This window comes from Advenella alkanexedens (assembly GCF_019132845.1).
GTDB classification, from domain to species: domain Bacteria; phylum Pseudomonadota; class Gammaproteobacteria; order Burkholderiales; family Burkholderiaceae_B; genus Advenella; species Advenella alkanexedens.
In genome coordinates this window covers 402,130-426,340 of sequence record NZ_JAHSPR010000002.1, presented here as the reverse complement: position 1 = coordinate 426,340, position 24,211 = coordinate 402,130, and the positions used below count along the sequence as shown (strand labels likewise).

26 protein-coding genes and 1 pseudogene are annotated in these 24,211 nt (G+C 49.6%); 7 read left to right on the top strand and 20 right to left on the bottom strand.

The window, feature by feature from the left end; all coding sequences use genetic code 11:
• Positions 1-179: 179 nt before the first annotated feature.
• From tnpC to tnpA, 3 genes and pseudogenes are all read right to left on the bottom strand, one after another.
• A pseudogene (tnpC, locus tag KU392_RS04485) lies at positions 180-968 on the bottom strand (IS66 family transposase); the annotation flags it as partial.
• Between the two features lie 187 nt (positions 969-1,155).
• A complete protein-coding gene (gene tnpB / locus KU392_RS04480; protein WP_217734671.1) occupies positions 1,156-1,500 on the bottom strand; it encodes an IS66 family insertion sequence element accessory protein TnpB in 345 nt (114 codons plus the stop codon).
• The gene (gene tnpA / locus KU392_RS04475) at positions 1,494-1,865 is read right to left on the bottom strand and encodes an IS66-like element accessory protein TnpA (RefSeq protein WP_200235227.1); all 372 of its coding nucleotides are present in this window, start codon (positions 1,863-1,865) and stop codon (positions 1,494-1,496) included. The genes tnpB and tnpA overlap by 7 nt, the downstream gene beginning before the upstream one ends.
• A gap of 495 nt (positions 1,866-2,360) precedes the next feature.
• Between tnpA and KU392_RS04470 the strand changes: the two genes are divergently transcribed.
• Entirely contained in the window at positions 2,361-3,287 is a 927-nt protein-coding gene (locus tag KU392_RS04470) for a tetratricopeptide repeat protein (protein ID WP_217734670.1), read from the top strand.
• 384 nt (positions 3,288-3,671) lie between these two features.
• Here KU392_RS04470 and KU392_RS04465 read toward each other — a convergent pair.
• Positions 3,672-4,768, bottom strand: a protein-coding gene (locus tag KU392_RS04465) for an IS3 family transposase (protein ID WP_425514647.1) whose coding sequence is annotated in 2 segments (ribosomal slippage) — positions 3,672-4,540 and positions 4,540-4,768 — 1,098 coding nt in all. Because the reading frame shifts where the segments join, the coding sequence is not laid out codon by codon here.
• Positions 4,769-4,933: 165 nt separating this feature from the next.
• On the opposite strand from KU392_RS04465, the gene KU392_RS04460 reads away from it, so the two are divergent.
• The gene (locus tag KU392_RS04460; protein WP_217734669.1) at positions 4,934-5,185 is read left to right on the top strand and encodes an SEL1-like repeat protein; all 252 of its coding nucleotides are present in this window, start codon (positions 4,934-4,936) and stop codon (positions 5,183-5,185) included.
• Between the two features lie 45 nt (positions 5,186-5,230).
• Positions 5,231-5,614 (top strand): VOC family protein, encoded by a 384-nt coding sequence (locus KU392_RS04455; RefSeq protein WP_217734668.1) that lies wholly within the window; start codon positions 5,231-5,233, stop codon positions 5,612-5,614.
• A 72-nt stretch (positions 5,615-5,686) separates the two neighbouring features.
• On the opposite strand, the gene KU392_RS04450 is transcribed toward KU392_RS04455, so the two are convergent.
• The 10 genes from KU392_RS04450 to KU392_RS04405 form a co-directional block, all read right to left on the bottom strand.
• Positions 5,687-5,920 carry a hypothetical protein gene (locus KU392_RS04450; protein WP_169295506.1) on the bottom strand — a complete coding sequence of 78 codons (234 nt, stop codon included), beginning with the start codon at positions 5,918-5,920 and terminating at the stop codon, positions 5,687-5,689.
• 282 nt (positions 5,921-6,202) lie between these two features.
• The gene (locus KU392_RS04445; RefSeq protein ID WP_217734667.1) at positions 6,203-7,180 is read right to left on the bottom strand and encodes a Bug family tripartite tricarboxylate transporter substrate binding protein; all 978 of its coding nucleotides are present in this window, start codon (positions 7,178-7,180) and stop codon (positions 6,203-6,205) included.
• Between the two features lie 68 nt (positions 7,181-7,248).
• Entirely contained in the window at positions 7,249-8,247 is a 999-nt protein-coding gene (locus KU392_RS04440) for a Bug family tripartite tricarboxylate transporter substrate binding protein (protein WP_217734666.1), read from the bottom strand.
• A gap of 41 nt (positions 8,248-8,288) precedes the next feature.
• Positions 8,289-8,909: an NIPSNAP family protein gene (locus tag KU392_RS04435; RefSeq protein ID WP_217734665.1), complete on the bottom strand. Its 621-nt coding sequence runs from the start codon at positions 8,907-8,909 to the stop codon at positions 8,289-8,291.
• Between the two features lie 12 nt (positions 8,910-8,921).
• Positions 8,922-10,019 carry an NADH:flavin oxidoreductase/NADH oxidase gene (locus KU392_RS04430; protein WP_217734664.1) on the bottom strand — a complete coding sequence of 366 codons (1,098 nt, stop codon included), beginning with the start codon at positions 10,017-10,019 and terminating at the stop codon, positions 8,922-8,924.
• Positions 10,020-10,026: 7 nt separating this feature from the next.
• Positions 10,027-11,208, bottom strand: coding sequence for a thiolase family protein (locus KU392_RS04425; protein WP_217734663.1), 1,182 nt, complete (start codon positions 11,206-11,208; stop codon positions 10,027-10,029).
• Entirely contained in the window at positions 11,205-11,609 is a 405-nt protein-coding gene (locus tag KU392_RS04420) for a Zn-ribbon domain-containing OB-fold protein (RefSeq protein ID WP_217734662.1), read from the bottom strand. The genes KU392_RS04425 and KU392_RS04420 overlap by 4 nt, the downstream gene beginning before the upstream one ends.
• Positions 11,610-11,615: 6 nt before the next feature.
• The gene (locus KU392_RS04415) at positions 11,616-13,253 is read right to left on the bottom strand and encodes an AMP-binding protein (RefSeq protein ID WP_217734661.1); all 1,638 of its coding nucleotides are present in this window, start codon (positions 13,251-13,253) and stop codon (positions 11,616-11,618) included.
• A complete protein-coding gene (locus KU392_RS04410) occupies positions 13,250-13,435 on the bottom strand; it encodes a hypothetical protein (protein ID WP_217734660.1) in 186 nt (61 codons plus the stop codon). The genes KU392_RS04415 and KU392_RS04410 overlap by 4 nt, the downstream gene beginning before the upstream one ends.
• Positions 13,436-13,458: 23 nt before the next feature.
• Positions 13,459-15,147: an FAD-dependent monooxygenase gene (locus tag KU392_RS04405; RefSeq protein ID WP_217734659.1), complete on the bottom strand. Its 1,689-nt coding sequence runs from the start codon at positions 15,145-15,147 to the stop codon at positions 13,459-13,461.
• Positions 15,148-15,314: 167 nt separating this feature from the next.
• Here KU392_RS04405 and KU392_RS04400 point away from each other — a divergent pair, with 167 nt between their 5' ends.
• The gene (locus KU392_RS04400; RefSeq protein WP_217734658.1) at positions 15,315-16,079 is read left to right on the top strand and encodes an IclR family transcriptional regulator domain-containing protein; all 765 of its coding nucleotides are present in this window, start codon (positions 15,315-15,317) and stop codon (positions 16,077-16,079) included.
• Positions 16,080-16,441: 362 nt separating this feature from the next.
• Here the strand turns inward: KU392_RS04400 and KU392_RS04395 are convergent, their stop codons facing one another.
• The 3 genes from KU392_RS04395 to KU392_RS04385 all read right to left on the bottom strand — a co-directional run bounded on the left by KU392_RS04395 (position 16,442) and on the right by KU392_RS04385 (position 17,989).
• Positions 16,442-16,651: a cold-shock protein gene (locus KU392_RS04395; RefSeq protein ID WP_246587317.1), complete on the bottom strand. Its 210-nt coding sequence runs from the start codon at positions 16,649-16,651 to the stop codon at positions 16,442-16,444.
• A 348-nt stretch (positions 16,652-16,999) separates the two neighbouring features.
• Positions 17,000-17,428, bottom strand: coding sequence for a c-type cytochrome (locus tag KU392_RS04390; protein ID WP_246587316.1), 429 nt, complete (start codon positions 17,426-17,428; stop codon positions 17,000-17,002).
• A 57-nt stretch (positions 17,429-17,485) separates the two neighbouring features.
• The gene (locus tag KU392_RS04385; protein WP_217734656.1) at positions 17,486-17,989 is read right to left on the bottom strand and encodes a cupredoxin domain-containing protein; all 504 of its coding nucleotides are present in this window, start codon (positions 17,987-17,989) and stop codon (positions 17,486-17,488) included.
• Positions 17,990-18,239: 250 nt separating this feature from the next.
• Here KU392_RS04385 and KU392_RS04380 point away from each other — a divergent pair, with 250 nt between their 5' ends.
• Both KU392_RS04380 and KU392_RS04375 read left to right on the top strand, forming a co-directional pair.
• Positions 18,240-18,938, top strand: a complete 699-nt coding sequence (locus KU392_RS04380) for a heavy metal response regulator transcription factor (RefSeq protein ID WP_200239361.1) — start codon at positions 18,240-18,242, stop codon at positions 18,936-18,938.
• Positions 18,935-20,380, top strand: a complete 1,446-nt coding sequence (locus tag KU392_RS04375; RefSeq protein ID WP_217734655.1) for a Cu(+)/Ag(+) sensor histidine kinase — start codon at positions 18,935-18,937, stop codon at positions 20,378-20,380. The genes KU392_RS04380 and KU392_RS04375 overlap by 4 nt, the downstream gene beginning before the upstream one ends.
• Before the next feature lie 31 nt (positions 20,381-20,411).
• Here the strand turns inward: KU392_RS04375 and KU392_RS04370 are convergent, their stop codons facing one another.
• Positions 20,412-21,416 carry a zinc-dependent alcohol dehydrogenase family protein gene (locus KU392_RS04370; RefSeq protein ID WP_425514646.1) on the bottom strand — a complete coding sequence of 335 codons (1,005 nt, stop codon included), beginning with the start codon at positions 21,414-21,416 and terminating at the stop codon, positions 20,412-20,414.
• A gap of 244 nt (positions 21,417-21,660) precedes the next feature.
• On the opposite strand from KU392_RS04370, the gene KU392_RS04365 reads away from it, so the two are divergent.
• Positions 21,661-22,356, top strand: a complete 696-nt coding sequence (locus tag KU392_RS04365; RefSeq protein WP_169295512.1) for a MarC family NAAT transporter — start codon at positions 21,661-21,663, stop codon at positions 22,354-22,356.
• A gap of 36 nt (positions 22,357-22,392) precedes the next feature.
• Here the strand turns inward: KU392_RS04365 and KU392_RS14260 are convergent, their stop codons facing one another.
• Positions 22,393-22,875, bottom strand: coding sequence for a GNAT family N-acetyltransferase (locus KU392_RS14260; RefSeq protein ID WP_169295513.1), 483 nt, complete (start codon positions 22,873-22,875; stop codon positions 22,393-22,395).
• A gap of 196 nt (positions 22,876-23,071) precedes the next feature.
• Positions 23,072-24,121, bottom strand: a complete 1,050-nt coding sequence (locus tag KU392_RS04355) for an NAD(P)-dependent alcohol dehydrogenase (RefSeq protein ID WP_217734653.1) — start codon at positions 24,119-24,121, stop codon at positions 23,072-23,074.
• Between the last annotated feature and the right edge of the window lie 90 nt (positions 24,122-24,211).

Below are 24,211 nucleotides of genomic sequence, written 5' to 3'. Positions count from 1 at the left end.
CTACTTATCAATCAGTAAAAGTAGATAAATATCTTTATGTAGCCCTGAGTAGCCCCTGATACTTTTTATGGTGAAAAAGATAAACAATCATAGAGGGGATAAATATGAGCCAGTTCTACCATTGTTCGTAAGCATTCGCCCAATACCGTCTTGACAGGTGCTGGATTAAGTAGCGGTTTTTACAGCTGTACTCGCCATGGCAATAATTCGTCCATCCGGTTAACCGGATAGTCGGCAATCACCGACAGCACATGGCGCAGGTAGGCTTCTGGATTGATACCGTTGAGTTTGGCGGTTTCCAGTAAACTGTAGAGCGTGGCCGCCCGTTCTCCGCCCGCATCCGAACCCAGGAATAAATAATTTTTGCGACCAATTGCCACACCACGTAATGCCCGTTCTGCTGCATTATTGTCGATCTCTATTTCCCCATCATCCAGATAGCGTGTCAAGGCCTGCCACTGGTTAAGGGCATACTGGATGGCATCGGTCGTTACGGATTTGCGTGACAGGGTCGGTAACTGCTGCATGAACCACTCATGCAAGGCAAGCACAATTGGCAATGACTTGTCCTGGCGCTCGGCCTGACGAGTTTGTGGTGGACTGCCCCGGATGCCGGCCTCAATCTCATATAAACGGCCAATTTGAGTGAGCACATGATGGGTAATATCAGAGGGCCGATGGACATGAATATCATGGAACTTGCGTCGGGCATGGGCCCAACAACCCGCTTGAATAACCTTGCCGGTTCGGTATACCTCGTTGTAACCAGCATAGGCATCGGCCTGTAAAATACCTTCGAAGTTTTTAAGGTGGGTTTGCGGATGGATGCCCTTGCGATCGGGTGAGTAGCGGAACCAGACCGCCGGTGGCTGGGTGCCGCCACTGGGACGATCATCGCGGGCATACACCCATAAGCGGGCTTGCCGGGTTTTACCGCTCCCCGGTGCCAGCACCGCAATCGGGGTGTCACGCTCCAGCCGAACCGCTTCCATGTCGGCTTGCATGGCAAGCACCAAATGTTTTAAATCTTCAATGGAATCGGGAAGCGGTGGCGGTGTAGGCATAGCCGTTATTTTACCAAACAACCACCCTGACAGCATTAAATAAAAAGCCGGAACGCCAGTCAATACGCCATTCTGTCGTTTTTTAGGGCGTCTATACGCGACTCGGTTTATGTGTTCTGGCGGGCCGTCGCCAATCAATCCCTTCCAGCAACATCGACAGTTGTGCGGGCGTTAAATGCACCGATCCGGACTCGGCCTGGGGCCAGACAAAATGGCCTTGTTCCAGGCGTTTGGCCAACAGGCACATGCCGTCACCACTCCACCACAGCACCTTGATGCGGTCGCCTTTGCGTCCACGAAATACAAACACATGACCACTGAAGGGATCCTGTTGCAAGACGTCCTGGGCAATGGCGGCCAAACCATCAAAGCCCCGGCGCATATCGGTCACACCTGCCGCCAGCCAGACGCGGGTTCCTGCAGGTAAACCTAACATGCTTTTATCATCTTCAGCAGTTCAGGTAATAATTGCATATCCGGTGTGCCATGAATTTGCAAGCGAACGGCATTGATATGCAGTTCAAAGTAGCCAGTGTCTGTCGTTGTGGTGACAGGGGGTTCCGGGTTGGTTAAGCACACAGGAACCAAAGATACTGCCTGATCAACCGCGCCGAATTGCCCCTTCCGATATTGCCAGCGCCAGGTATGCAGTAAATTGGCATTAATCTGATGTGCTTGAGCAACGGCAGCAACCGAAGTGTTGGCCTGAAAAGAAGCCTCTACGACCTGGCGTTTGTATTCGTTTGAATAGCGACGCCGGGGTCGCTCGGCCACCGGCACCGAATAAAGAGAAACATCCATAACGCATCAAAACCTAGTTGAATAAATGGACATCTATATTGCTAGAATTTAAAACAGAATTCTAGACGGCACTGGCCGGAGCATTACCTAATTTGCAATAATAGACATACCCTTTGCCAGAGAAAATGAATGGAGTGTCAAGGTGCTTTAAGATTACACGTTAGACCTAATAAAACGACCCTCATAAGAGAATGGCAAAGTGAATCATAGCCTGTTTCCAGTCTCTCATGGGTTGTTCCCATTCCTCTGTAAACCTACTCAAAGCTAGCCTGGTACAGCGCACTCATCAAGTTGTGTCTAATGACATGACTTATATTCCATTATCAATAATTCGCTTAGGCTCAGTATTATTTAGGCATAATGCATAAGAATGATTTCGTAAGTTATGTGATAATGCAATACAAGATGGCTGTAATGCTTATCAAAACTTAAATCAAATAATTTATTAAATATCGAAGCACGAAGTTTGCTTAATAAAAATGAGAGTGATGCCGTATGTTACGCCAATTTATTGTTGTTTTAACACTGGGTTTATGTTCTGCACTAGGAAATAGCTTTGCAGCACAAACAGATCAAGATATTCAAGCACTTATTCAGAAGGCTGAACAAGGCGATGCAGAGGCCCAGTTTAAACTGGGCCTCATGTACGCCGATAGCCAAGGTGGCCCTCAAAATGATGCCCAAGCTCAACAGTGGTTTGAAAAAGCAGCGGAAAATGGGTACGCAGAAGCACAACAGCTTTTGGGGATGTTGTATTACGTAGGCCGAGGAGACATAAAAAAAGATTACATAAAATCAAGGAAATGGTTTGAAAAATCTGCTGAGCAAGGTTTGATAGAGTCTCAAGTAAGCTTGGGGGAAATATATTTTTGGGGGCTTGGTGTTAAACAGAATGATGCTAAAGCATTTGAATGGTATAAAAAAGCTGCTTTACAAGGACATGCTAAAGCTCAACGAGATTTAGGGCGCATGTATTCAGAAGGTAAAGGCGTGCCGCAAAACCATATCATTGCGAAACAGTGGTATGAAAAAGCAGCACAACAAAATGATGCTTGGGCACAGAGAAATTTAGGACTAATATATGAAAAAGGTTTTGGAGTAGAAAAAAATTATTCTACGGCCTTTGAATGGTATGAAAAAGCTGCTGATAAAAATCTTGCTCCAGCTCAATTTAATTTAGGTTATATGTATTATAAAGGAATAGGTATTGAAAAAAATTATATAAAAGCACGAGAGTTATTTAAGAAAGCTGCCGAACAAAATGATGCTTTAGCTCAGTTTAGTCTAGGGCTTATGTATTTAGATGGACATGCTGTGCGGCATGATAATGCCATAGCAAAAGAATGGTTTGGAAAAGCATGTGATAATGGCCTTCAAAGTGCTTGTAATAACTATCGCGAATTGCACAAACAGGGGTATTAGTTACCTTATAATCAAAAGGTGTAAATAATTCCATGTAATCATCTAGGTTACACAGAATTATTTACAGACTCACACCCTCTTCCAGGGCAATACTGCCCCCCCATACACCAGACCAGCACCAGCAAAAATAAATAGTTCCTCTATACCACTGCCGGGCTTGGGCATCATTTTGAGGGCCACCTTGGCTATCGGCGTACATGAGGCCCAGATTAAACTGGGTCAGTTTAATTGGCCATTAACACCTTGTTCCGCTTCTTTGATAAGTACTTGAATATCTTGATCTGTTTGCGCAGCAAAGCTATTAACAAAGATCACATGCAATTCTATACTTTTCTTCAAGTTAAAATTTTTCGTTATTTTTTTAATAATATCGTAAGCTTACCGTCAAGCGCACAGTTCATAACTAGAGACTTCTGCTGCTAACTGTCGTTTAAATTCACTGGGTGGTAAGTTACCCAACGACTCATGGGGTCGTTCCTCGTTGTAACTTAACATCCAGGCCCAACTGAGGTCTCGTACCTGATCTAGCGATGAGAACAAATGCGGGTCCAGGACTTCGGTGCGGTAACTGCGATTAAATCGCTCAATATAAGCATTTTGGTTCGGCTTGCCTGGCTCAATATAACAAATCTTGATGCCGTGTGCTTCACACCACTGCGTAAAGGCAAGCGATGTCATTTCACTACCGTTATCCACGCGAATCATTTTGGGCAGGCCTCTTTCTGCTTTCAGTTGCTCCAGTGTTCTCACCACTCTGGTGGCAGGCAGTGAGGTATCAATCACGATATCCAAGGCTTCCCTAACGCCTTCGTCAATGATATTGAGCACACGAAAGCGTGTACCGTTGTAAAGTGCATCGCTCATAAAATCAAAAGACCAACTGTAATTCGATTCTGCAGGCACAGCCAAAGGCGCTGGCGCACGCTCGGGTAACCGGTTTTTGGTACGACGTTTTTGGTTCAAATTCAGCGCACAGTAAATACGCCACACTCGCTTGAAATTCCAAAGTTTTCCATCCAGTCTCAATCGATAAAAACATTTCCAGAAGCCCCAACGGGATCGCGTTGGATCTTGCACGATTGCGTTAAGCGCATCAATGATAGGTTGATCACGTTCAAGACGATGCTGACTGGGGTCAGGCCGGTACCAACTGCGACGAGACAGGCGTGTCAGACGACATGCCCGGGCAATGGAAAGCGAACCTTGCTGAACCAAGTGCAAGGCCGCTTCACGTCGTCGCTCCGGCGTCAGAGCTTTCCCAGCAAATCTTTGATCGCTGCGTTCTCCAAAGCCAATTCTGCGTACATTTTCTTTAGACGGGCATTTTCCACCTCGATGTCCCGCAATCGTTTCAAATCCGACGCCTCCAAACCACCGTACTTGCTTTTCCACTGGTAATAAGTCGCGTTGCTGATGCCATGCTCGCGACAAATATCGGTCACTTTCATGCCTTGCTCAGCCAATTTCAAAATAGCCACAATCTAAGTTTGTGTAAATTTAGATCGTTCCATGATTTCCTTCATCAAAGATAATAATGGCAGAAATCTCTGGTTTTGGCTTGTTCTGTCATTGATCTAAATATCGGGAAACCTAAAATAATAGTTAGAATTCAAGCGTCATTATTCAAAAAATAAAAGTCATTTAATATGATACGCAAATTCATTATGGTTCTAATGCTCAGTTTAGGTGCCACACTGGGAAATAACCTTGCCGTGCAAACAGATCAAGCCATTATTCAGAAGGCTGAACAAGGTGATGCGGTCACCCAGTTCAATCTGAGCGTCATGTACGAAAATGACCAAGGAGTTCGGCAAAATTATGTCCAAAACACTGCTGACTTCTTCTCACCTGCTTTTTTTGGACTGCAGCCCGTTTCTCCTCTGCCTCTTTCACGTTAGAATATGCTTTGGCTACCCCTTACTCGTCCTTACAACGGAGCACATATGATGCACCATCTAGATCATTTGGTCTTAACCACAAGCCAGAAAGAAAAATGTATTGATTTTTATACCAGAGTACTGGGCATGAAACTTGAAACCTTTGGTCAGGGACGAATAGCGTTCAAGTTTGGGGAACAAAAGATCAATCTTCACATAAAGGGCCAGGAATTTGAGCCTAAAGCGCATCTTCCTGTCCCGGGCGCACTGGACTTGTGCTTTATGTCGAGTATCCCCCTGGCAGAGGTCATTACCCATATCCAGGGCTGTGACTGGGAAATAGAAGAAGGTCCGGTCAGGCGAACCGGAGCCAACTACCCCATCATGTCAATTTACTTGCGCGATCCAGACCTTAATCTAATTGAAATTTCTGAGCAAGTTAAAGAATAGCGAACGTTGCGCAATATATAGTCGCACCGCAAAGCATGCTGGTTCGTCCTCGGCACTCAGCACGAACCGTTATTAACGATAACGCCAGGGACGGGTAGTAATTTCTTTTTCTATTTTCTGCAATCTGCCAAAGTGATTAATATGATTAATACCCAAGACTTCACGAACCAAGAGCATGAGTTCAGGCAAATGTACAGAATGCACCTTATTGATAAGGGACTCCAGCTTTGACTTCACCATCTCCAAATATTCTTTGAAAGTGAATCCCGTTTTGTTGACTTCAGGCAAAGTACGCACATAGGCCATGATAAATCCCCCCGTTACCTATTGTTTTCTATATGACATTTCCGCTTTCAACAAACTGATATATTTGGGTATTTGCTACTCACAACTTATCAGTTATTGCATTGATCCCAATAAAAAAACGCACACTAAACCCGTTTTACTAATGTTTTTGCCACATTTTCAAAACCTCAAAAATTTAATGTACGTCAATAGTATAACTCAGCTTTGTTTGTGTTATATCAAATAATATTGGTATTTATTGTTTGGAATCTGGAAATGTTGCTAAAACTTTAGTGTTTTCTGTTACTCCGGTTTAATGCCTGCGCTTTCAACCGTTTGACGGTAATCATTAATTTCGTCCTGAATCAGGCTGGCAAATTCTCCATGTTCCATCCCAATCGGCGCCAGGCCCAGTTCGGCAAGACGCTGCAAAAACGCTGGTTTTTCAAGCACCCGCTTCAGGTCGGATTGGATTTTCATCACGATGTCATCGGCCATGTTGCCCGGGCCAGATACCGCCAGCCAGTTATTGCTTTCCATATCAATGCCCTGCTCTTTCAAAACAGGCACATCAGGTAGAAAATCCGAACGTTCTTTACTGGCAATCCCCAATACACGTACATCCCCCGACTTTACGAATGAAAGGCTCGAATTCAAGGCTACCCAGGCAGAATCCACTTCACCGGACAACACGGCATTAACCGACTGGGCAGAACCTTTATAGGGAATATGGTTAAGCTTGATGTCGGCCATATTGGCAAATTTTTCACCGGCCAGATGCACCGTGGTGCCTATACCTGAAGTGGCATAACTAACCGCTTCAGGGCGTGATTTCGCTGCGGCAATATAATCCTCCAACGATTTGAAACCCGAATCGGCCCTAACAATCAACATATTGGGCGCAGACGCCACAAGCATAATGGGCGTGACATCCTTCACGGAATCAAACGGTAGATTGTTGCGTAGTGCAGGATTAATGGTATGGTTGCCTGCCAGCAATTGCAGGGTATAACCATCGGGTTTGGACTTGGCCACAAAGCTGGTCCCAATAATGCCTGAAGCACCTGCCTTGTTATCCACCACGACAGATTGGCCCCAGTCCTGCTGCAACTCGGATGCCAGCACCCGGGCAAGAATGTCCGAAGCGCCACCCGCTCCAAAACCAACAATCACATTCACCGTCCTGTTCGGATAAGACAGACTGCCACTGGCACTCGTCGCCATCACACCGGCAAAACTCACACACGCCATGACGGACAGAAAAAATTTTCCGATTCTCATTCAAATACTCCGAAAAATCCCAGCACCAAGGCTGGGACAAACACAAAACCTGTCACCACATAAGTGGTTTAATTGCGTGACAGACCTTTTTCCTCGATCAGTTTTTTCCAGATTTGACCTTGGTCGTGTACATAATCCTTGAAGTCTTCAGCGGTGGACCATTTGGCCTCAAGACCCAGTTTGGTAAAGTCCTCGATCAGCTCCGGTTTTTCCAGAACCGTCTTCAGGCTGGCATTCAGTTTGTCACGGATCTCGTCCGACAGGCCTGCCGGTGTAACCAAGCCTTGCCAGGCATACATTTCATAATCGTCAAGCCGTGGATCCAGCTCATGCAAAGGCTTGACGCCTTCTAAACCCGGGAAGCTTTCTTCCGATGAAATACCCAGTGCTTTCAGCTTTCCACTATTTAAATAGGTTGCAACCGAACCCACGGAGCCGAACATAAGATCCACCCTGCCTGCCAGCAACTCCATCAAGCCAGGCGATGCACCGTTAAAGGGCAAATGAGTCATGGATGAACCGGTTTTCTGCATCAGCAATTCCATGCCCATGTGATGGGGGCTTCCCAAACCGGCAGAAGCATAGTTCAGTTTGTCAGGATTGGCCTTGGCATATTCAATCAGCTCGGAAACGCTTTCTACCGGCAAGTCGGGGCGAACCACCAGCACCAGTGGCAGGCGGGCAAGCATGCTGACCATGGTGAAATCATCAGCGGAGTAGCCCGGGTCTTTCATCAGTATCGGGTTAAGTGCCAGGGTTGAAATGTCCGCATTCATGACGGTATAACCGTTTGGATTGGCACGTTTGAGTTTTCTGGCGGCATTAACCGTACCTGCCCCCGGCTGGTTTTCAACCACAATGGATTTTTTCAGTCCATCACCCAAATCTTTGGCAATTCTGCGTGCCAGGGTATCAGAGGCGGCACCCGGTGCGTAGGGCACCACCCATTGGATGGGTTCCTCTGGATAACTGCTGGCCAGCACGGGGCCTGCCTGTACCAGTGCTGCCGTGCAAAGCATGGCCTTGCCAAATCCAAGTATGCTTTTTTTCAATGTCTGTTTCATCATGTTGTCTCCTTTGTTAATGGGGTGCAGTAATAACCCAATCGTTACAGCGGAATGTGTGTAAGGCGGTAACGATCACTGCGGTTCAATGGTGCGGCCTCAAGCAAATGCTGCATTGCCTCGGCTTGTGTGGCGTTATCCCAGCCCACAAACAAGGCTGCCCTTGGCAAGTCATCACCCGTCAAATATTCAAATGCCCCCAATACCTGGCCACCATGGGTCGCCAGCCGGGCATTCAAATCATTCTTGACCAGTGCCTCGGCCGCTGCACTGCGCCCAATGTCAATCTTTGTAATATGCAGCTCAAGCGTTAAACGTGAAACATCCGGGTGTGCCACCCAGGGGTGAATTTCCTTTAGAAAATTCAACTCGTAACGCTCCACCAGCTCACTGCCTGCATTGGTGCTTTCGCGGGCTGCCCACCATTCCGGATCGCTATAAAAGCCGGCCCAGGCTTTTTGTCGTGTTTCCCAATCCGGCCATCGCATCAGGTAAACAAACAACGGTGAGTTACGCCCCATGCTGGTATACCAATTGCCCAACGGAGCAATACCATGGCGCTGAAACAATGTTTGCAGCGCATCTTTCCTGCGCGCAATCATGTCATTCATGCGCCCGCGTTCCACCTGATATAAACGCAACTCATAAAACTGACTGCTGATCATAACGGTCTTCTCCTAGCGTACATACGGGGGAGGCACCCCTTTTTTGGTGGCAGCCCTGAAATATTGCCAAGGCACCTCAACACTGCCATCCAACTCTTCAGCCACCTGCCATGGCCAGTGCGGGTTATTGAGCACTGCCCTGCCCACCGCCACCAGATCCGCCTTATCTTCAGTCACAATGGATTCTGCCTGCACAGCTGTATTAATCAGCCCAACGGCAATGGTGGCAATACCCACTTCCTGTTTGATACGCTCGGCATACGGCACCTGATAACCGGGTCCAATCGGCACTTTGACATAGGCATTGCCACCACTGGAGACATCAATAAAATCACAACCATGCTGCTGCAATGCCCGGGCAAAAGCCACGGCATCGTCCGCATGAATGCCTTCCTCATGCCAGTCAGTACCGTTACAACGCACGCCCAGGGGCTTTTCTGCCGGCCAGACCTTGCGCACGGCATCAAAAATCTCCAGCGGAAAACGCATGCGGTTTTCCAGACTGCCGCCGTATTCATCATCGCGATGGTTGGCCAATGGGCTAAGGAATGAACTCATCAAATAGCCATGGGCCGCATGCAGCTCAATAAGATCGATACCAATCTGGTCCGCTCTTTTCGCTGCAGCAACAAAAGCCGCAATAACAGTATCCATATCTTCACGGTTCATGGCCTGAGGTGTTTGCCAGCCCTCGGCAAAAGGCACCGGACTTGGGCCAATCACCGGCCATGCACCTTCATCAGCCTGCAGGGGGCCTCTTCCCACAAAAGGTTTATGGGCAGAGGCTTTTCTGCCGGCATGGCAAAGCTGCACACCAACCGGCATGGAGCTGTACTTGCGAACCGCCTTCAAAACAGCGTGCAATGCATCGGCATTTTCATCGTTCCACAAGCCCAGGCAATCTGGCGTAATGCGCCCCCTCGCCTCAACCGCCGTGGCTTCCAGCATGAACAAACCGGCGCCAGAGGTCAGCAGGCTGCCAATATGAATGGTGTGCCAATCACTGGCATTGCCATCCACGGCACTGTATTGGCACATGGGTGAAACAACCATCCTGTTTTTCAGGGTCAGTTCCCTTAACGGGTACGGCGTAAATAATTTGCTTGTCATATTATGTTTATCCCTTTGTCAAAAGCATGCAACCCAGGCCATAGGCACCATTGCATGTCACCGCCACTTCCGGCGCATCCACCTGCCGGGCACCACCACGGCCCAATAACTGCATACAGGCTTCATAGGTATGCCCAAATCCATGCAGGCGGCCGGCAGACAGCTGACCACCACTGGTATTCATGGGCAGCTCTCCATCAAGCCCAATTCGCTCACCTTTTTCCACAAAGGAACCGGCCTCTCCTTTGCCACAAAAGCCCAGGGCCTCCAGCCAATGCAGGGTTAAAATACTGAACCCGTCATAAATCTGGGCCACATCAACATCCTTGGGTTTCAGGTCGGTACGCGACCACATCATGTTTGCGGCGGCCTCGGCGCCAAACGACGTCATATCGGTTGGCTGGCGCAAGCCGCCTGTTTCAAAACGGCTGCCTATGGCTTCAATCCGGATCAGCGGATTAGGCCCGTCACTGGCGTCATCACAACGTGACAACACAAAAGCGGTAGAACCGTCAACCGGCACATCGCAATCAAACATGCGCAATGGCGTGGTAATCATTCGCGAAGCCAGATAATCGTCGATCGTAATCGGGTCACGGTAAATCGCATTGGGATTAAGCCCGGCCATTTTTCTGGCATGCACCGCCACCGAACCCAGCTGCTCGGGCGTCAGCCCGAATTCGTGCATATAACGGGTGGCATACATGGCATACCAGGGGGCCGGTGAAACCGCCCCGTATGGCACGGCATACTGCCACATGCCAAACACCTGCCGGTCACTGCCGCCCCAGGCCATGGCACCTTTAGCACGCGCCCGGGCCGATGCCTCACCGGTGGTACGGAATAGCAAAACGTTTTTAACCGTGCCTGCCGCCAGGGCCTGAATGGCCACAAAAAAAGCACTCATCTGCCCGGCCGATTCCAGCGCGGTAGAGCAATACCAGCTTGGCTGCAAACCCAAGGCAAGACGGACATCATGCACCCCTACCGGAGAAAACCCGGTTGCGTTGTCGGCAGCCCCGGGATACGACATGACACCGTCAATATCAGCCGGTTTCAGACCGGCATCGGCAATCGCGGCCAGGCAGGCATCCACGGTCAGCCGCAGCGCACTTGCCTGCGCGGGACGGCCCACTGCCGATTGCCCTATGCCACGAATGGCAACTTGTTTTTCTGCATAATTCATCATGCGCTCACCTCGGGCCGGAAAACAGGCAACCAGATATCATCCTGATTTTCAAACCGGACGGAAACCTTCATGCCAATGCTGACCTCTTCAGGTTCACAGTCAACGATATTGGTCATCAGCCATAAGCCTTTTTGCTCGGCCAACTCTACGACGGCCAATACAAACGGGACTTTCTGGTTGGGTGCCCAGGGTTGCCAGTTCACGGTATAGCTAACGACTTCCGCCTTGCCTGAAACCGGTTTATATTCCACATCCAGATTGCCGCATTGCGGGCATACCGGCAAGGGTGGATGCTGGTAAGTCTGGCATTGGGGACAATGGCAGATGCGCAATTCATTGTTTTTGCCACTGGTCCAAAAAGCGCTATTATCCGGATCCAGGGCAGGAATTTTTTCAAACATGCCTTGTTATCCTCTTTTGACTACGATGCCCGCTTTTTCACGGTCCCACAAACGCTCAAGATCCTCGTTGGCCCAATCGCGAAGCTTGAACTTCTCGACCTTCTGGCTGGAGTTTCTGGGTAAGTCCTGCATCACGACCAGATAGCGGGGAACCATGTAATAGGCCATCTGGGACTGACAATAACGAATCAGCCCGGCATGATCCAACTCAACCTGGTCTTTTACCGTAATGGCGGCAGCGACTTCATCTTCAGACATCTCCGACTTGACCGCAAACACCGCCACATCACGAATGGCCTCATGGGACATAATGACTTTTTCAACTTCATACGCGGAAATATTTTCACCGCGACGACGAATGGCATCTTTGGTGCGGTCAAGGAACCAGAAATAACCATCCTCATCAATCACGCCCACGTCACCGGTGTGGAACCAGCCATTGCGCCAGGCCTTGACGGTTGCTTCGGGCATTTTGTAGTAACCCTGGGAATGGGCCCATGGCATGGTATGGCGCAGCACCAGTTCACCGCGCTGTCCGGGCTCAAGCTCAAAATCGTTCTCGTCAACAATGCGTGCCTCGATACCCGCACGGGCCTTGCCACATGAACCCAATTTAGCCAGTGGTTCAACCAGGCTGTAAGCATGCGAAGGACCGAAATCGGTCAGGCTGTAACTTTGAATAAAGCGCAAACCGAAACGTTTTTCAAACTCAAGGCCAAAATCGGGAATCGGCGCCGACATGCACATCCGCAAACGGTTGTCCGCATCAGCCGGATCACGGGGCTGGCTCCATAAAATATTAATCATGGAGCCCAGCAGATTGGTCAGGGTCGCACCGCATGCGCGAATATCCTGCCAGAACCGGGACGCGGAGAACCGCTTTTGCAAGGCAATGGAAGCACCCACCATGATGGCGTTATAGGTTGCGCCCTGCAAGGCATTGGTATGGAACATGGGCAGACAGATATAGGCAATATCATCAGGCCGCTGGCCAAATGCCTGCGCATGGCTCAGGCCCCACAGAAAACACTGGGCCTGTGTCAGAATCACGCCTTTAGATGGCCCCGTTGTGCCCGAGGTGTAAATAATGTATGAGGGGTCATTGAATGACACGGTTGCTTCAGGCAAACTTTGGTCGGCCTCATACAAATCCGCAAAGTCCACCACATCAATGTCTGTTTTTCTGGCTGCAATCTGCGCCTTGTCAGCACCCAGACAAACAATCTGCCTGATATTGTCCAGTTCTGCTGCCACCTCGGCATAATTGCTCCATAAAGCATCGTCAACGACCAGCGCCACCGCATCGGAATGGGACAGCAAATACTGCAGGGACTGACCACGACTGCCCGTATTCAAGGGCACCGCCACCGCACCCAGTTTACCCAGGGCAAAGTAAGTCAGTAACTGTTCAGGACTATTATCCATCAGGCAGGCCACGTGTGTACCATGACCAATACCGCGCTTGGCCAGGCCATGCGCCAGCTGGTTGGACATCAGATCGATATCCCGGTAAGTCAGTTGTCGGCCATCGGGCAAATAATTCAGGAATACCTTGTCACCCAGTGACTGGGCACGTTCTGCCAATACTTTTGGTGTGGTTAATTGCTGAATATGATGTCCAGCCCAGCGGTCTCCAAGACTCATTGCTCTTTCTCCTTTGTTTTCACAGGCGCCAAGGCACGCTGTACTGCATTTTCAACCCGGTCCGCATCGGCCAGTTCATTGGCAAGAATAAGAGCCAGTCTCGCCAGGAAGCCTTCTGTTTCAGCTTCCGGAATCTGGTCTAGCGCTTCGGTTACCGCGCGAAATGAGCGTTGCAATTCCATGTTTGATGTCTCCTTTTGTATTGCTAATTACCCAGGGCCACATGCAGGGCCTGATTAATGTCCTGTCCAAGCGGCTTTTCCGATCTGGCCTTAATGTAACCATCAGGGCGAACCAGCAACCATGTACCTTCTTGCAGACCCAGTCTTTCACCTTCTTGCAGATAGGCCACTTTGGGCGTGTTGGCGGATGCTTTATCCAATGCGACCGTTTCGTGCCGGAAATAACGGGGGAAAATTGCCTGCAATTTATCTGTCTCGGATTGCAGACCTTCAGGCAACTGGCCATTTGCCGAGAAATAAAGACTGGTGAACCCATGGGGTTTGAGCAGATCGTGCAAATAAATCGTTTGGGCCCCCTGCTCCAGTCGGCAATCCGGCAGAGGGTAACCGGGTAAGGCCGTGTGCCCGGTCTCGTTAACCTGGTCGGCAAACAGACATTCAGACTTGTTGGCATTGAAGGCATCCACCAGATCCAGCACAAAGCGTTCGGTGGGCAGCAGATCAAAAGCAGCCTGACGCATCAGGGAGGCACCACGGGTGGGCGCTGTCATGCAAAGTGTAGCCAACCCGATATCCTTCAGGTTCTGGATAATCAGCGGACGACGCTCGGTATCGTATGAATCCAGCAAATCAGGATTGGCCACCCCGTTCATCACCATACCCAGCTTCCAGCCCAGATTGGCAGCATCCAGCATGCCCTGGTTCATGCCACGACCACCAAAAATAGGCGTTTGGTGGGCCGCATCACCCACAAAAAACACTGACTTTTGGCGATAGCATGGCAAACTTCTGGACATGGGGCGATAAGATGAAATCCACACCAGTTTGAATTCTTCCGAATCGGGGATATCCATCAACTGCAGCTGTTGCCGTACATTGCGCGCAACCACTTCAGGCTTCATGGCCTCTTCGATATCTTCACCATCATCCAGCGCATAATCCAAGCGCCATGTATTAAACGGCTGGCGATGCAAAATGACTGCAGAATTTGGCTTGTAAGGTGGTGAAATCCATAAACGGCGGGCAATCGGCAAATCGGAAGGCATCTCGAAATCGCAAATAATGAAATTGCGTTGCAACACGCCATCACCAATTTCCTCATAAGCTAGGCCCAGACTGCGCCGCACCTGTCCACGGGCACCGTCTGCCGCAATCACGTATTGCGCCTTCAGCAAATACTCCCCCTGGGGTGAGCTGACCGTCAGAATGGACTGGTCCTGGTCCTGGTCCTCAACATTCACCGCTGTAACTGCATTCAGCCAGCGCAAATCGATCAATTCATTTTCCAGCACCGCATCCAGCAAGACCTTCTCGGTCCAGGGCTGCTGCAACACACTGATATCAGGATGTTTTTCAGCCACCGACTGTTCGTAGGGCGCACTGTGAATCAATTGCCGGCCATGGTAAACATAGTTTCTTTCACGGGTAATGGCTTTTTCACGGAAAGCCGCACTTACCCCCAATCGATCCATCACCTGGACACTGCGCCGGGCCACGGCAAGCGTTCTGCTGCTATCAGAAACCTGATCCCTAGCCTCGAGCATGACGACCGGAATTTCCTGCTGCGCCAGCGTCAGGGCCAGCGTCAGGCCAACCGGGCCAGCCCCCACCACCACCACAGGATGCACGCCAACTTGGGCTTGTTGCAATTCTGGCGGTGTTACTGACGGGTAATGTTCCCATTTAAAGAAACCTGGTTTTTCAACTTTCATTTGTCTCCTCCATTTTGACCGTAAAACGGACGTTTGGCCGTATAATGGTTAAAATTATATCGATGAAGACTTATAAGGTCAATCTGGTTTTATAATGTTTATGATTCCGTTACACTTTTCCAATTCGTGGGCCCTAACGGAAAGACCAACCAACAAGCAGGTAAATAATGAGTATCAATGAGGATCACCCGGATTTTGTAACCGCTTTTGCACGGGGCTTGAGTGTTATACGTTGTTTTGAAAAAGGCGCTGACCGCCTGTCGTTAAATGAAGTCGCGACTCGCACCGGATTGGCGCGTGGGACAGCTCGCCGCTTTTTACTTACCCTAGAAGCCATCGGCTATGTGGGCATGGAAGATAACAAATTCCGCCTGCTGCCCAAGGTGCTGGACCTGGGCTATGCGTATCTGTCCTCTATACCCCTGTCGGAGCTGGCCCAGCCTTTCATGACCAGCATTGTTGAAAAAATTGATGAATCATGCGCCATGAGTGTGCTGGATGACACAGATGTTGTGTACATTTCCCGCATCCCGCCCTCGCATGTGTACACCATTCCTGTACAGGTCGGCATGCGCATGCCTGCCTTCATCAATGCGATGGGCCAAGTTTTGTTAGCTGATCTAAGTGATAAAGAACTGGATGAGTTTTTTGCCAAAGCCGAATTGCGCAAGCAAACCAAATACACGGATGTAGACCCGGTTTCTATCCGCAACACCCTGAAAAAGATCAGGGAACAAGGCTACGCCATGCCGGTAGATCAGGTATATGAAGGCCGCGTTTCACTGGCAGTTCCCATCAGGAATCGTGAAGGCCGTGCGATTGCCGCCATGAACGTAAGCGCCATGCTCAGCCGTGTTTCGATTAAACGGATGACCACTGAATTTTTACCTTTATTGCTTGATGCAGCTGAAAAAATGCGCAGTGGGCTGTAAGAAAGTTGATGCTTGAATTATTATTTGGAGTGCAGAAAAGTTGGGCTGAAGATAGATTATCCAATGCCATCCATGAAGCAAAACGGGTGTTTTTCCTGGCTGATGCCAGGGTTTTAAACTGTTCTTGTGGCGTAGGAATCGAAATAGCTTCAAGCATGAAATGTCCATAACTGATCAACAATATTCGATCATTGCTCAACGTCACACGGAAGTTGATATTGATAGAAAAGGGTTATGTTGATTTTAAGGACAATTTTGGCTGTTGTGGGAAATACGTAGAAATAAAAAAACGGAATCCAATGTTTCAAAGGATTCCGCTTTTATCACTGCAGGTATGCTGAGTATTTTCAGCACACGCGCATTCAGATCACTTGGATCTGGGTGGCGCAAGGGCCTTTTTGCCCTTGACCTGTCACGAATGACACACGTTGATTCTCTTCAAGAGATTTGTGGCCAGTGCCTTGAATTTCGCTGTAGTGTGCGAAGAGATCCTTGCCGCCAAACTCAGGCATGATAAAGCCGAAGCCCTTATCGTTGTTGAACCACTTCACAATACCGGTTTCTGTCTTCAATGTAAGTCCTAAATGTACTAGGGGAAAAATATCCCCAAAGCCATTCTCTTCATTTATATCAACAATAGATAGCTTTGTTTCAAAATAATACATCTATCTGCCGCAATTCTGTTTGACTTCTCACTTTAACTACTCTTGCAGCATTCGTGGGGGAAACCATCCACTATCAGAGTATTGTGCATTATGTAGCCCCACCAGCAGAAGAAGTACCCGAAATGCTGGAAGGATTGCAGGTTTTTCTTGAACGCACAAAGGGTCAATCGCCCTTTATGCGCAGTAGGGTAGCGGCTTCAGCTGTTATTACCGATGATATTGGTGAACGCAAATTGCCCTACAACCCCCTGCAAGCTATTGTTGTTGCTGCAAGGTTATTTCTTTTTGCACCTTCAGCACCTTTACAGGCCAGCTGCTTTTAATGTATGCCAGTACCGCCACAATTTCCTCATCCGTCAACATATCACGGTAGGCGGGCATGTCACTTTGATAACCGGGTGGTGCCGTTTTTCCTGGCACCAGGCCATTCTTGACCATATCAAACAGCAAGGCATCGGGGTGATGCCATGTATGCCCGCTCTGGTCATGCGGTGGTGCTGGCAGGCGCCCATTAGGCATGCGTTCGCGCCAGTTCGGCTGCCCCTGCAAGGAAACGCCATGGCACGATGCGCACAGGTTTTCGTAAATTGGCTTACCTTGCATGACCAGCGTCTGATTAGCGGGATCAATGAATGCAGGGCCTGGGGTACGCCCTTGAACATATAGAAGCGTCCCGGCCACCATCACGGCAAAACCGGCAACCATAAAAAGCAATTTTGTTTTTGTCATGTTTTTCCTGCTTTAGTTAACCAGCATCTTACCCACCATTCCTCCTTCCATATGGCCAGGAATGGTACAGGCAAAATCAACCGTACCAGACTGGTCAAATTTCCAGACCAGGCTTCCACTTTGGCCAGCTTCAAGCGTAATGGCATTCGGTTCATCGTGCATCATGGATGGATTATGTCTCATTTCAACAGCATGTGCTTTCAAGTCCTCCAAAGAACCAATCACCATTTCATGCGGCAGTTTTCCTGCATTTTTAACAATAAAACGAACCGTTTCCCCGGCATTAACACTTATTTCACCAGGCGTGAAGCGCATAGTGTCCAGCATATCAATTTCGATGGTACGCGTAACCTGGGCTGGGTCTCCCGGCTGACCAACGGGAGCCGATACATGCGCATGCCCAGACATGTCATGACCATGGCCTGATGCACCATGATGACCGCCGGCATGGTTACCTGAAGCCAGAGCAAGGACAGGCAATGCGCTTAAAATTAAAACGGAAAGGATTTTTTTCATGATAAATATTCGCTTTAAACTCATTCAAACAAAGAGGCATTTAATGCCATTCGATATAAGAATTTTAGTCACGCATAGCTGTCGCACGGGTGACAGCCTCATTACATTCCTGTCATCATACAGATTACAATACTGTAATGCTTAGGTCATTTTCCAGTCAGTGTCGTGTGGGTAAACTCACTTCAGACATAAATCCGCCCGCATTGCAGACGATTGAGGCAACCTGCATGCGTATTACAGGAGCAAACCCATGAAACTGCTTGTTGTGGAAGACGAGGTTAAAACAGGCGACTACCTGCGCCAGGGTCTTGCCGAAGCCGGTTTTATCGTAGACCTGGCGCGCACTGGCCTGGACGGACACCATTTGGCGTTAACCGGTTCCTATGACCTGATTATTCTTGATGTCATGCTACCCGATGTTAACGGGTGGCGCATTATCCGTGCACTGCGGGATGCAAAGCCATCTACACCGGTCCTGTTTCTGACCGCTCGCGACAGTATTGAAGACAGGGTAAAAGGCCTGGAGCTTGGCGCTGATGATTACCTTGTCAAACCCTTTGCCTTTGCCGAATTTCTGGCGCGCGTACGTACATTATTGCGCCGCGGTGCCGCACCCGCACAGAATGATCAATTGCAAGTGGCCAACCTGACGCTTGACCTTCCCCGCCGGCGTGCCCAGCGCGATAATCAACGCATTAACCTGACCAATAAAGAGTTTGCCCTGCTGGAGCTGCTGGTAAGGCGCCAGGGTGAAGTACTGCCGCGGTCGCTCATCGCCTCTCAGGTTTGGGATATGAATTTTGATAGTGACACCAATGTTATTGATGTCGCCATCCGGCGCCTGCGTGCAAAAATTGACGACAACTACGAGCCCAAGCTGATTCACACCGTACGAGGCATGGGTTACATGCTGGATGTGGACGAGGCTGATCCTATACCTGAGCAATGAAGCGACGTCCCACCTCTCTGGCAGTCCGCCTTACCGTTTCTATTGGTGCGGTAATAACACTTGTCCTGCTCTCATTCGGCTGGATGATGGAACGCTCAATCAACCACCATTTCATCCAGCAGGATATAGACGAACTGAACGCGGTGCGGCAGGCGCTGGAACACACATTGGCTCTATTGCCCAACGATAATCATCCGGAAGCAATACAGGCCACATTTGCCAACGTCATTGTGGGCCACTACAACGCGCAATACCGCATATCCACCTCAACCGGCGCTGTCCTCTATGCAACCTCCGGATCAGATCTGGAAAAATTTGCAAAAACCACGCCACCCGTCATGCAGATCACCAGTGATACCGTTTCCATATGGAAAGATAATGGCAGGACCCTCAGGGGCGTGGTGCTACAAATCACCCCTAACAACCCTGTCATCACAAACGACTTTACCCTTGCTATCGCAACCGAAATAGATTTCCACCTGCACTATCTTGAGAGCTTCCAGCATTATCTGAGAATTATCACCGTAATTGCCTGCCTGATCGCGATTTTGGCAACCTGGCTGGTGGTGTATCAAGGCCATGCCCCCATACGGCGTATTAGCCGTGAGATAGAAAAAATCAACTCGGAACAGCTGCATATCCGCCTGAATGCAGAAGCCGTTCCTGCAGAACTGACCGAACTGGCTAAGTCATTCAATAAAATGCTTGACCGGCTTGAGGGGGTATTTAAACGGCTGTCGGATTTTTCCGGAGACATTGCGCATGAGCTTCGCACCCCCATTACAAACCTCAGAACGCAAACAGAGGTAGCCCTTTCCCAGGCAAGAAGCAGCGGGCAATACCAGGAAATCCTGTATTCCAACCTTGAAGAATATAACCGGATGGCAAGGATGATAAGCGACATGCTGTTTCTGGCCCAGGCCGATAACAAACTGCTGAAGCCAGAACTTGTTAGCATTGATCTTCAAGCCGAAGTTCAGACCTTGTTCGACTATTTTGAAGTCTTGGCCGAAGAGCGCGGGGTAAACCTTGAACTGGCCGGGGAACATGCCAATGTAACGGGAGACCGGCTGATGCTTCGCCGTGCATTAAGTAACCTGCTATCCAACGCCATCCGTTACACGCCTCAGGGAAAAACCATTACAGTCAGGCTGATAAGAAATACCGCTACAGATACGTTAAAAATTTGCGTACAAAACCCTGGCGCGGTCATTCTGGCAAAGCATTTGCCATACCTTTTTGAACGGTTTTATCGTCCGGATTCCTCGCGCCAACGCACTGGAGAGGGTGCCGGTTTAGGGCTGGCTATTACCAAATCCATTATTGAAGCGCACGGGGGCAGTATTGCGGTTAGCTCAAACGAAGAAATGACGTCATTTGAAATATCGCTTCCAATCAACGCAGCGCCTGTTGCTGCCCAATCAAATGGCACTAAGAGTTAAAATAATTGAATCAAAAGCAATTCTATTACCGCTAGATATCCAGCACGATTTTGCCAAAATGCTGCCCACTGGCCTGATACTGAAAAGCCGCGACAATATCATCAAGCGCAAAATGACGGCTGATAATCGGTTTCAGTCCGGTCACCTCTATAGCGCGTACGAAATCCTGCTGATGGCTGCGGCTACCTACCAGGATTGCCTGCATGCGCACCTGTCGGGATAGCGCCTGCGCAAGCGGCAACTGGCCGGTAATCCCGCTAAGCACACCAATAACCGCAATATGGCCACCGACACGACTGGCCGCAATGGACTGTGCCAGTGTTTCCGGACCACCAACCTCAATAATGTGATCTACGCCACGCCCACCAGTGAGACGAAGAACAGAGCTGCCCCACTCGGGGTCTTCACGATAATTAATCACCGTATCAGCCCCCAGGGCTTTCAGTTTATCCAGCTTTTCCGGGCTGGATGAGGTGGCAATGACGTTTGCACCGGCAAGCTTGGCCAGTTGCAGCGCGAAGATAGAAACGCCGCCGGTGCCCTGCACCAGAACGGTTTCACCCGGCTTGAGTGAACCACTTACAAACAAGGCCCGCCAGGCCGTCAGGCCAGCCGTTGTTAATGTTGCAGCTTCCGCATGACTGTAACCACGCGGCGCATGGGTGAAGGCGGTTATTGGCAACGTTACCTGCTCACGGGCAAAACCATCGATACCGTCACCGGGTGTGCGTCCAAACCCGGCACGTTGTGGATTGCCCTCCTGCCAATCGGGAAAAAAGGTACTGACAACATGATCGCCAACCGCGAACTCTTCAACGCCGTCACCAACCGCAATAACCTCACCCGCTCCATCAGACATAGGGATTCGTTGTTCATTGGGTGGTGTTGCACCGCTGACAACGCACAAATCGTGATAATTCAACGAACTGGCAAAAATGCGTACGGTGATTTCACCTGGTTTTGGCTCGCGGGATTCACTCGTTCCAACAACAACGTTGTCAAAACCGCCACCGGCCTGAACATAAACCGTCTTGATATTCATGCTTTCTCCAAATTCAGTGGTTGTATCTTACTTCTAACTGTCAATAGGTGGGCGATATATGCACAGCCCCTCACCAAAGGCGCGCAATAAACTGTTAATGGCTACCTGGATGCTGGCCGCCTGGGTTGTTATTACCTTGTACCGCTGGCGTGGCGGCCTCAGCTTATTACTGAATCCGTCAATAGAACCAGGCATATAGTAATATATGCAGGATTCATTTTAAGAAAAGGATTCATTCATGGATGATCTTCTCCGGCTTTTTCATCTGGTGGGCGTTGGGCTAGTCCTCATGTTGCCCCTGGCCAATCCGCTTACCTCTATGTCGTTGCTACTCTCGCTTGGCAGCGGTATTCCTTACCGGGAACGCCAGAAACAAATTACTCAATCCGCCTTTTATGTTTTTGGGATTATGCTGGTTGCCTACTTTGGCGGCACCTTGATCATGCAATCCTTTGGCATTTCCATTCCCGGCCTGCGTATTGCCGGTGGACTCATTGTGAGCGGAATCGGCTTTCAAATGCTCTCACCGTCTTCCCGCACCGATGACATGCCTGAAGCGGACACGGTGAGTGAACAAATAGCCACTAAAAAAACAACCAACATCGCCTTTGTGCCACTAGCCATGCCCGGCACGGCAGGACCAGGCAATATTGCCATGATCATTAGCACAACGGCCAGTATCCCGTCTTCCATTACCAGTGTCTATTCTCACTGGTTCCTGCATACGGCAGCCATACTTGTCTTTCTTTTGCTAAGCCTGTTGTTCTGGTTAGCCTTGCGCTTTGCTGGCCGCGTTGTTGCTGTCATCGGTCAAAGTGGTGTAGAAGCCATTTCCCGCATCATGGGTTTTTTGCTGGTGTGCATGGGCGTTCAATTCATTATTAACGGCGTGCTGGAAATTGCGACCGAATTTATGGCTACGCAGGCTGTTTAAAGCGTACAGGCAGTCAAAAAACATATTCATTCCAGTCTACAGTTTTTTCAGCATCCAAACATCGCACCCGCTGTGAACAACACCTTCCAGTGGGCGATCAAGATGCTGAAACCCGAATTTTTCATATAGGGATATTGCTGACGTCATGCCAGACAAAGTATCAAGGTAGCATTCCTTGTATCCCTTTTGGCTTGCATAAGCCAAACACCTGGCAACCAACTCCTTCCCAATTCCCAGGCCCCGAACCTCTTTTAAAAGAAAGAGCTTTCGCAGTTCGCACGTCTGATTGCTGCCACTGAAAGGGGCAACACCACAGCCACCCACAATGCTTCCGTCCATACTCGCCACCAAGTACAGGCTGCCATTTTGGTCGCCATAATGCGCACTCATTTCAACCACTTCCGCATCGGAGGGACCATACCCTTCACCGATGGCACCAAACTCTTCGCCAACCTTTTTTATTATGTTGCAAATATCGTGGTCGTGCCCTGCCTGGATTTCTAAAATTTCAACTGCCACCCACTTCCCTCCTTTTATATCTGGCAAATTTGACCTGCTTCCAACCGCTCCCCGTTCCCACGCTGGAGCATGGGAACTAGCCTAATTTGACTTACTTCTACCGCTGCTTGTTCCCACGCAGAGCATGGGAACAAACCTAACCTTACACTCGTTCCCACGCTTACACTCGTTCCCACGCTCTGCGTGGGAATGCATATCACGCTTCCAGTGTCCCGTTATCAATCACAAAACGATACTTGACATCACCCTTGAGCATACGCTCGTAGGCATCGTTAATCTGGTCTGCCCGAATCATTTCGATATCAGCAACAATGCCATGCTCGGCGCAAAAGTCTAGCATTTCCTGGGTTTCAGGAATCCCGCCAATCAGAGAGCCGGCAAGGCTTCGCCTTTTCATGATAAGACTGAACACATTGGGTGAAGGATGCGGTGTTGATGGTGCCCCCACCAATGTCATCGTGCCATCCCGCTTAAGCAATGCAAAGAAAGGATCCAGATCATGCGGGGCGGCAACGGTGTTAAGAATAAAGTCAAGACTCATGGCATGGGCTGCCATTTCATCGGGGTTACGGGAAACCACCACCTCATCCGCCCCCAGCTTTCTGGCTTCGGCACGCTTGGACTCTGAGGTTGTGAACGCCACAACATGGGCGCCCATGGCATGGGCCAGCTTAATGCCCATATGCCCCAACCCGCCAATACCAACCACACCCACTTTCTGGCCTGGCCCCACTTTCCAGTGACGCAATGGAGAATAGGTGGTAATGCCTGCGCACAGCAAGGGTGCTACGGCAGCCAACTGGCTTTCCGGGTGACGGATGCGCAGCACATACCGCTCATGCACCACAATTTGCTGGGCATAACCACCCAAGGTGTGCCCCGGCGCATCGGGCGTGGGACTGTTATACGTGCCCACCATATGATCACAGAAGTTTTCCAGCCCCTCGTTGCAATCCGGGCAATGCTGACAACTGTCAACAATACAGCCAACCCCCACCAGATCGCCTTTCTGAAAGCCGGAGACCTGCTCGCCCACTGCCAATACCCGGCCAACAATCTCATGACCCGGCACGCAGGGATACAAGGTACCTGCCCACTCGGAGCGCACCTGGTGAATATCGGAATGACATACACCACAAAAGGCGATATCAATCTGTACATCGTTCGCCCCCGGCTGGCGCCGGGTAATATCCATAGATTCAAGGGGCAGATCGCCCGCCCGGGCACCATAAGCTTTTATTTCCATTGCAATACTCCTTGTTAGTGTCATAACACGACTGTTTTCGGATTATATAATCAGGCTTTTTCCAAAAACTCACCCCTGTAAATCATATGT

What these genes read in the sequence shown, in the direction of transcription:
- KU392_RS04390 (WP_246587316.1), bottom strand. Translation starts at nt 17,428, where the DNA reads ATGGTGGCCGGGACGCTTCTATATGTTCAAGGGCGTACCCCAGGCCCT.
- KU392_RS04450 (WP_169295506.1), bottom strand. Translation starts at nt 5,920, where the DNA reads ATGGCCTATGTGCGTACTTTGCCTGAAGTCAACAAAACGGGATTCACT.
- KU392_RS04385 (WP_217734656.1), bottom strand. Translation starts at nt 17,989, where the DNA reads ATGAAAAAAATCCTTTCCGTTTTAATTTTAAGCGCATTGCCTGTCCTT.
- KU392_RS04420 (WP_217734662.1), bottom strand. Translation starts at nt 11,609, where the DNA reads ATGTTTGAAAAAATTCCTGCCCTGGATCCGGATAATAGCGCTTTTTGG.
- KU392_RS04415 (WP_217734661.1), bottom strand. Translation starts at nt 13,253, where the DNA reads ATGAGTCTTGGAGACCGCTGGGCTGGACATCATATTCAGCAATTAACC.
- KU392_RS04405 (WP_217734659.1), bottom strand. Translation starts at nt 15,147, where the DNA reads ATGAAAGTTGAAAAACCAGGTTTCTTTAAATGGGAACATTACCCGTCA.
- KU392_RS04400 (WP_217734658.1), top strand. Translation starts at nt 15,315, where the DNA reads ATGAGTATCAATGAGGATCACCCGGATTTTGTAACCGCTTTTGCACGG.
- KU392_RS04380 (WP_200239361.1), top strand. Translation starts at nt 18,240, where the DNA reads ATGAAACTGCTTGTTGTGGAAGACGAGGTTAAAACAGGCGACTACCTG.
- tnpB (WP_217734671.1), bottom strand. Translation starts at nt 1,500, where the DNA reads ATGTTAGGTTTACCTGCAGGAACCCGCGTCTGGCTGGCGGCAGGTGTG.
- KU392_RS04430 (WP_217734664.1), bottom strand. Translation starts at nt 10,019, where the DNA reads ATGACAAGCAAATTATTTACGCCGTACCCGTTAAGGGAACTGACCCTG.
- KU392_RS04425 (WP_217734663.1), bottom strand. Translation starts at nt 11,208, where the DNA reads ATGATGAATTATGCAGAAAAACAAGTTGCCATTCGTGGCATAGGGCAA.
- KU392_RS04365 (WP_169295512.1), top strand. Translation starts at nt 21,661, where the DNA reads ATGGATGATCTTCTCCGGCTTTTTCATCTGGTGGGCGTTGGGCTAGTC.
- KU392_RS04455 (WP_217734668.1), top strand. Translation starts at nt 5,231, where the DNA reads ATGATGCACCATCTAGATCATTTGGTCTTAACCACAAGCCAGAAAGAA.
- KU392_RS04410 (WP_217734660.1), bottom strand. Translation starts at nt 13,435, where the DNA reads ATGGAATTGCAACGCTCATTTCGCGCGGTAACCGAAGCGCTAGACCAG.
- KU392_RS04470 (WP_217734670.1), top strand. Translation starts at nt 2,361, where the DNA reads ATGTTACGCCAATTTATTGTTGTTTTAACACTGGGTTTATGTTCTGCA.
- KU392_RS04435 (WP_217734665.1), bottom strand. Translation starts at nt 8,909, where the DNA reads ATGATCAGCAGTCAGTTTTATGAGTTGCGTTTATATCAGGTGGAACGC.
- KU392_RS04375 (WP_217734655.1), top strand. Translation starts at nt 18,935, where the DNA reads ATGAAGCGACGTCCCACCTCTCTGGCAGTCCGCCTTACCGTTTCTATT.
- KU392_RS04460 (WP_217734669.1), top strand. Translation starts at nt 4,934, where the DNA reads ATGATACGCAAATTCATTATGGTTCTAATGCTCAGTTTAGGTGCCACA.
- KU392_RS04440 (WP_217734666.1), bottom strand. Translation starts at nt 8,247, where the DNA reads ATGATGAAACAGACATTGAAAAAAAGCATACTTGGATTTGGCAAGGCC.
- KU392_RS04355 (WP_217734653.1), bottom strand. Translation starts at nt 24,121, where the DNA reads ATGGAAATAAAAGCTTATGGTGCCCGGGCGGGCGATCTGCCCCTTGAA.
- tnpA (WP_200235227.1), bottom strand. Translation starts at nt 1,865, where the DNA reads ATGGATGTTTCTCTTTATTCGGTGCCGGTGGCCGAGCGACCCCGGCGT.
- KU392_RS04445 (WP_217734667.1), bottom strand. Translation starts at nt 7,180, where the DNA reads ATGAGAATCGGAAAATTTTTTCTGTCCGTCATGGCGTGTGTGAGTTTT.